4 protein-coding genes are annotated in these 6,000 nt (G+C 72.2%); 1 reads left to right on the top strand and 3 read right to left on the bottom strand.

Features of this window, described 5'->3' with window-relative positions; genetic code table 11:
* Positions 1-51: 51 nt before the first annotated feature.
* From MWU57_RS11340 to pdhA, 3 genes are read right to left on the bottom strand one after another with little or no spacing between them, the layout of a single operon-like run.
* A complete protein-coding gene (locus tag MWU57_RS11340) occupies positions 52-1,530 on the bottom strand; it encodes a dihydrolipoamide acetyltransferase family protein (protein WP_246909283.1) in 1,479 nt (492 codons plus the stop codon).
* Positions 1,531-1,553: 23 nt separating this feature from the next.
* Positions 1,554-2,564 carry an alpha-ketoacid dehydrogenase subunit beta gene (locus MWU57_RS11335; RefSeq protein WP_246909282.1) on the bottom strand — a complete coding sequence of 337 codons (1,011 nt, stop codon included), beginning with the start codon at positions 2,562-2,564 and terminating at the stop codon, positions 1,554-1,556.
* Positions 2,561-3,727 (bottom strand): pyruvate dehydrogenase (acetyl-transferring) E1 component subunit alpha, encoded by a 1,167-nt coding sequence (gene pdhA, locus MWU57_RS11330; RefSeq protein ID WP_246909281.1) that lies wholly within the window; start codon positions 3,725-3,727, stop codon positions 2,561-2,563. The genes MWU57_RS11335 and pdhA overlap by 4 nt, the downstream gene beginning before the upstream one ends.
* Before the next feature lie 566 nt (positions 3,728-4,293).
* On the opposite strand from pdhA, the gene MWU57_RS11325 reads away from it, so the two are divergent.
* Positions 4,294-5,952: a glycoside hydrolase family 68 protein gene (locus tag MWU57_RS11325; RefSeq protein ID WP_246909280.1), complete on the top strand. Its 1,659-nt coding sequence runs from the start codon at positions 4,294-4,296 to the stop codon at positions 5,950-5,952.
* Positions 5,953-6,000 lie beyond the last annotated feature (48 nt).

The following is a 6,000-nucleotide window of genomic DNA, read 5'->3' as shown; positions in this document are numbered from 1 at the left end:
GCGGTCCGGACCACGACGTTCGGCGCGCAGGGGTGGTGGACGGCGGGGCGGTCAGCCCCAGACCAGCCCGTGGGCCGGGTCCTCCAGCACGCGCGCGACGTCGGACAGGAAGCGCGAGCCGAGCTCGCCGTCGACCAGCCGGTGGTCGAAGCTCAGCGCGAGCTGGGTGACCCAGCGCGGCTTGACCTTGCCCTTGTGCACCCAGGGCTGCTGCCGGATGGCGCCGAAGGCCAGGATGCCGGCCTCGCCGGGGTTGAGGATCGGCGTGCCCGTGTCGATGCCGAAGACCCCCACGTTGGTGATCGTGAAGGTGCCGTCGGACATGTCGGCCGGGCTGGTGCGCCCCGCCCGGGCCGTCGCCGTCAGCTCGCCGAGCGCACGGGCGAGCGGCAGCAGCTCGTGGCGGTGCGCGTCCTTGACGTTGGGCACCACGAGCCCGCGGGGGGTCGCCGCCGCGATGCCCAGGTTCACGTAGTGCTTGTAGACGATCTCGCGGGCGTCGTCGTCCCAGCTCGCGTTGATCTCGGGGTGGCGCTTGATCGCCAGCAGCGCCGCCTTGGCGGCGATCAGCAGCGGGGTCACCCGCACGTCGGCGAAGTCCCGGTCGGCCTTGAGCTTCTCGACGAGCTTCATGGTCCGGGTGACGTCGACCGTCCGGAACACGGTGACGTGCGGGGCGGTGAACGCGCTGGCCACCATCACCTCGGCGGTGCGCTTGCGTACCGACTTGACCGGCACGCGCGTCTGGCGGCCGTCGTTCGTGACGGACCCCGAGGCGAGCCACGGCTGGTCGTCGTCCGGGTAGGTCGCGAGCGTCCGCGGTTCGGCGGCGTCCGCGCGGGCCACGACGTCCTCGCGCGTGACGATCCCGCCGGGGCCGGTCGGCTGCACGGACGCCAGGTCGACGCCCAGGTCCTTGGCGAGCTTGCGCACGGGCGGCTTGGCGAGCACGCGGATCCGGACGGCCGGCGTCGTGCCCGACGGCGCGGCACCGGCGCCGTCGACGGCGGCGGGGACGCTCATCATCGGCTTGGCGATCCCCGGCGTCTTCTCGGGGGCCGGCGCCGGCGCCGGCGCGGGGGCCGGCGCGGGGGCCGGCTTCGAGGCGGGGGCAGCCGGTGCCGCCGGTTCCTCGGCGCGCCGACGGCGGCGGCGCGACCCGGTAGCGGCGTCGCCCGTGCCGTAGCCCACCAGCACCGAACCGGAACCCTCGCCGTTCGTCGATCCGCCGGACGAGTCACCCGGCGAGGCCGGCGCACCGGACGGTGCGGGCTCGGGCGCGGAGGCGTCCGCGGAGCCGACCTCGATGATCGGGGTGCCGACGTCGACGGTGGTGCCCTCCTCGGCGAGCAGGGCCACGACCGTCCCGGCGAACGGCGACGGCAGCTCGACCAGGGACTTGGCGGTCTCGATCTCGACGATGACGTCGTTGACCGCGACGGTGTCGCCGACGGCGACCTTCCACTCGACGATCTCCGCCTCGGTCAGTCCCTCGCCGACGTCCGGGAGGGGGAAGCGCTGGGTGCTCATCGGTCTCCTCGTTCGCGGGCCGGTCAGTGCGCCAGGGCGCGGTCGACGGCGTCGAGGACGCGGTCGGTGCTCGGCAGGTAGTCGTGCTCGATCTTGGCCACGGGGTACGGCGTGTGGAACCCGCCGACCCGCAGCACGGGCGCCTCGAGGGAGTAGAAGCACTCCTCGGTGACGCGGGCGGCGAGCTCGGCACCGGCGCCGAAGAACGTCGGGGCCTCGTGCACGACGACGCAGCGCCCGGTCCGGCGCACCGAGTCCACCACGGCGGGCACGTCCATCGGCGACAGCGACCGCAGGTCGACGACCTCTGCGCTGGTGCCCTCGGCAGCCAGCGCGTCGGCGGCCGACAGCGCTGTGGCGACGGTCGGGCCGTACGCGACCAGCGTCACGTCCGTGCCGGCCCGGGCGATCCGGGCCTGGCCCAGCGGGTCCGGTGTGCCGCCGTCGGACGTGGCCGTCGCGACGGGGCTGTCCAGGTCGACCTCGCCCTTGGACCAGTACCGGCCCTTCGGCTCGAAGAAGATCACCGGGTCGGGCGAGACGACGGCGGCGCGGATCATGTCGTACGCGTCCTGCGGCGTCGCGGGGGACACCACGCGGAGGCCCGGCGTGTGGGCGAACAGCGCCTCGGGCGACTCGGAGTGGTGCTCGATGGCACCGATGCCGCCGCCGTACGGGATCCGGATGACCACGGGCAGCCGGATCGCGCCGCGCGAGCGGTAGTGCAGCTTGGCGAGCTGGGTGGTGATCTGGTCGTAGGCGGGGAACACGAACCCGTCGAACTGGATCTCGCAGATCGGCCGGTAGCCGCGCATCGCCAGGCCGATCGCCGTGCCGACGATCCCCGACTCCGCGAGCGGCGTGTCCACGACCCGGTGCTCGCCGAAGTCCTTCTGCAGGCCGTCGGTGATGCGGAAGACGCCGCCGAGCCGGCCCACGTCCTCGCCCATGATCATCACGTGGTCGTCCGCCTCCAGCGAGGCGCGCAGCCCGGCCGTGAGGGCCTTCGCGAAGGTCATCGTCTGCGTGCTCATCGGGCGGCCTCCCTGCTGCTGTCCCGCTCGTCCTGGGCGGTGTCGTGCTCGTACGCCTCGAACCAGGCGCGCTCGGCCTCCACCTGGGAGTGGGGCGTCGCGTAGACGTGCTCGAACATCGACGTCGACGCCGGGTCCTCGAGGGCGCGGACGTCGGCACGGAGCCGCTCGGCGAGCGAGTCGGCCTGCGCCTCGACGTCGGCCGCCCACGCGTCGTCCCACCGGTCCTCGGCACGCAGGAGGGCGGCGAGCCGGTCGATCGGGTCGCGCAGCGCCCACTCCTCCTCCTCGGCGCGCTCGCGGTAGCGCGTCGGGTCGTCCGACGTCGTGTGCGCGCCCATGCGGTACGTGTACGCCTCGACGAACGTGGGCCCGCCACCGGTGCGGGCGCGTTCCAGCGCCTCGGCCATCACCGCGTACGAGGCCAGGACGTCGTTGCCGTCCACGCGCACGCCGGGGATGCCGAAGCCCTCGCCGCGCTTGTACAGCGGCACGCGCGTCTGCCGCGACGTCGGCTCGGAGATGGCCCACTGGTTGTTCTGGCAGAAGAACACCACGGGGGCGTTGTTCACGGCGGCGAAGACGAGCGCCTCGTTGACGTCGCCCTGGCTCGAGGCGCCGTCGCCGAAGTAGGTCACGACGGCGGTGTCCCGCTGCGGGTCGCCGGTGCCGACCAACCCGTCGCGCTGCACGCCGAGCGCGTAGCCGGTGGCGTGCAGGGTCTGCGAGCCGAGGACGAGGGTGTTGAGGTGCACGTTGTGGTCGGCCGGGTCCCAGCCGCCGTGCTCGGTGCCGCGGTAGATGCGCAGCCGGTCGACGGGGTCGACGCCGCGGACCTGCAGCACGCCGTGCTCCCGGTAGGAGGGGAACACGAAGTCCTGCGGGTGCAGCGCGTGCCCGGAGCCGACCTGGGCGGCCTCCTGGCCACGACCCTGTGGGTACAGGCCCAGCTCGCCCTGGCGCTGAAGCGCCGTCGACTCGTCGTCGAACCGTCGGGTCAGCACCATGTCGCGGTACATCGCCCACAGCTCGTCGGTGCCGAGGTGGGCCGCGCGGTCGCGGTAGGCCGCGGCCTGCTCACCGTCGGTGCGGCGGCCGTCCGGGGCGACGAGCTGCACGAGGTCCTCCTCGGCTGCCGCGCCCTGAGAGGCGTCGGGGTTCACACGGTCTCCTTCCCTGACGGGCGGCTGCGCCGCGTCGAGGTCCGGTGCCCGTGTCTCGAGCAGGTGCCGAACCTACGCCTTCGTAGCCTACGCAAGCGTAGGTTGTCGGCACCCGGTCCTGGCTCCCGGTGCGGCGGCCAACGCTCACCCCCGGCCTTTGGAGGATTCCTCCAACTCGACGATCAGGGCGATGACCGACAGCCCGCGGCCCCAGCCCTCCACCACCGGCCGTCCACCGTCCCGGCACACGCGCATCGGGTCGCTGGTGCTCCTGACCAACGCACCGTCCGGGCCGGGGGGCGTGCCACCGCCCGGCACGTCGTCAGGCGACGGGACGACCGGATCGTCTCGACATATGGTCACACCTTTTGCCCCATGTGGCGCCCAGTCTCAGCCGTGCCCGCAGGTGAACGCCTGCTGTGCGCCGGCTGAGATGACGTCTCACGCCGCTTCCTTGCAGCAGCGCTCGCGGCGTGCCTATCGTCGCGCCGCCCCGACCCGCGGGGCAGTAGCAGGGTGACAACGTTGTCAGCCTGCCGGACGATCCCATCGATTCCGGAGGCAGCATGTCCCCCACCACGCAGCACACGAGGACCCGGGCCGCCCGCAGCGTGCCGGCACTGGTCAGCGTCGGTGCCCTCGTCCTCACGATGAGCGCCACCACGACCAGCTCGGCCACGGCCGCGAACGACGACGTGATCCACCCGGGACACCCAGAGCCCACCGTCCACACCCAGGAGGCGTACGCCCCCGAGGACGACTTCACGGCCCGCTGGACCCGTGCCGACGCCCTGCAGATCCGGGCCATGTCGGACCCGGGCGCGCCCGCCGGCGAGAGTTCCATGCCTGAGCAGTACACGATGCCGGAGATCCCCGAGACGTTCCCCGTGATGACCGACGAGGGCGAGGAGCAGATCTGGGTCTGGGACACCTGGACCCTGACCGACGAGAACTCGGACCAGATCGCATTCAAGGGCTGGGAGGTCATCTTCGCCCTGACCGCCGACGCCCAGGCAGGCTATGCCTTCGACGAGCGCCACACGCACGCCCGGATGGGCTACTTCTTCCGCAAGGCCGGCGTCCCGGCCGACGAGCGCCCGGCGAACGGCGGCTGGACCTACGGCGGCAACGTCTTCCCGGACGGCGCCGCGGGGACCATCTTCGACGACGACTCGTTCTCGGCCGTCACCGAGTGGTCGGGCTCGACCCGCTTCTATTCCGGCGGCAGGCTGAAGATCTTCTACACGGCCGTCGCGTTCTACCGGGACGGGAACGACCAGGACATCAAGCCTGCCGACCCACGCATCGCCATGACGGAGGCCCGGCTGAAGGCGAACAAGAAGGGTGTCTGGCTCACCGGGGCCGAGAAGCAGCACGAGCTGCTGAAGCCCGACGGCGAGTACTACCAGACCCGGGAGCAGAACGCGTTCGTCAACTTCCGTGACCCGTTCACGTTCGAGGACCCGGCCCACCCGGGCAAGACCTTCATGGTCTTCGAGGGCAACACCGCCGGTGACCGCGGCGCCGTCGGGTGCACCGAGGAGGACCTGGGCTACCAGCCGGGCGACCCGCTGGCCGAGGAGCCCGGCACCGTCACGGCCTCCGGGGCGAACTACCAGATGGCGAACGTGGGGCTCGCCGTCGCGGAGAACAAGAAGCTCACCGAGTGGAGCTACCTCCCGCCGATCCTGTCCGCGAACTGCGTGAACGACCAGACCGAGCGTCCGCAGATCTACATCAAGGACGGCAAGTACTACCTGTTCACGATCACCCACCGGCACACCTTCGCCCGAGGGCCCGAGCAGGACTCCGCCGAGCCGCGGTTCTGGAAGCTCGACGGCCCCGACGGCGTCTACGGGTTCGTCGGCGACGGCATCCGGTCCGACTACCAGCCGCTCAACCACGGCAGCGGTCTCGCGCTCGGCAACCCGACCAACCTCAACTTCGGTGTCGGCACCCCGGCGAACCCGGACCCGTTCCAGACGGCGCACTCCTTCCAGTCCTACTCCCACTACGTCATGCCCGACGGACTCGTCGAGTCCTTCATCGACGCCGTCGGCAACCCCGACGTGCGCCGCGGTGGGACCCTCGCCCCGACCGTCCGCCTGGACATCGACGGCGACACCGCCGTCGTCGACCGCAGCTACGGCGACGACGGGCTCGGCGGCTATGGGGACATCCCCGCCAACGAGTACTTCGGCAAGAAGCCGGTGCCCCGGCCGTGACCCTTCCGGTGCCCGTCCCCGCCCGACCGCCCGGGAGGGGCGGGGACG

It is taken from the genome of Isoptericola sp. S6320L (genome assembly GCF_023015685.1).
GTDB classification, from domain to species: Bacteria; Actinomycetota; Actinomycetes; order Actinomycetales; family Cellulomonadaceae; genus Isoptericola; species Isoptericola halotolerans_A.
Note: the sequence above shows the minus strand (reverse complement) of the source record. Positions and strands in the feature narration are given on the sequence as shown.

What these genes read in the sequence shown, in the direction of transcription:
- MWU57_RS11340 (WP_246909283.1), bottom strand. Translation starts at nt 1,530, where the DNA reads ATGAGCACCCAGCGCTTCCCCCTCCCGGACGTCGGCGAGGGACTGACC.
- MWU57_RS11335 (WP_246909282.1), bottom strand. Translation starts at nt 2,564, where the DNA reads ATGAGCACGCAGACGATGACCTTCGCGAAGGCCCTCACGGCCGGGCTG.
- MWU57_RS11325 (WP_246909280.1), top strand. Translation starts at nt 4,294, where the DNA reads ATGTCCCCCACCACGCAGCACACGAGGACCCGGGCCGCCCGCAGCGTG.